The organism is Vibrio sp. 378 (assembly GCF_033339435.1).
On record NZ_JAWOUO010000688.1, the window covers coordinates 1 to 642 of the forward strand.

The 642-nt window shown below is 45.0% G+C and carries 1 protein-coding gene; it reads left to right on the top strand.

Annotation, left to right across the window (positions count from 1 at the left end):
* Window positions 1-642, top strand: a 642-nt coding sequence (dacB, locus tag R7Q48_RS28285) for a D-alanyl-D-alanine carboxypeptidase/D-alanyl-D-alanine-endopeptidase (RefSeq protein WP_318133636.1), incomplete at both ends; no start/stop codon positions are given.

Consider the following 642-nt stretch of genomic DNA (forward strand, 5'->3'; position numbering starts at 1 on the left):
CAGTGCCTTTACAGGGTATGACCGAGCGGTGGGTTGGCCGTGGGACATTCTGGGGGTTTGCTACAGCGCTCCGGCTTCTAGCATTACACTCAACAACAACTGCGTCCAAGCTTCTATCTATACGCAAAAAGATGGCGGGACTCGAGTCTATGTGCCTGAGCATCAACCTATTCGTGTTAAAAGTTCGGTCGAGACCGTTTCTAAGACGATTCAAAAGAGCCGCCATTGCGATTTAGACCTGCTTGCTAACCCAGACAATCGCTACGAATTAAAAGGATGCTTAGTCGAACGAGAAAAGCCGCTGCCTCTCAAATTTGCGGTTCAAGATCCTGAACGTTATACCAGTCAAAATATCAGTACGTTACTCAAGCAATTAGGTATTGAGCTCAAAGGCAAAATTAAGATTGGTTCAGCGCCACAGAAACAACGTAAATTGATGGCATTACATCAATCAAAGCCGCTATCCGATTTACTTGATGACATGCTCAAGCATTCTGACAATTTGATCGCAGACACATTAACGAAAACATTGGGTGCGAAGTTTTTTGTTCAACCCGGAAGTTTTACCAATGGTACAGAAGCGATCAAACAGATCATTTTCGCCAACACTGGCATCGATATCCGTAACGCACGCTTGGAAGA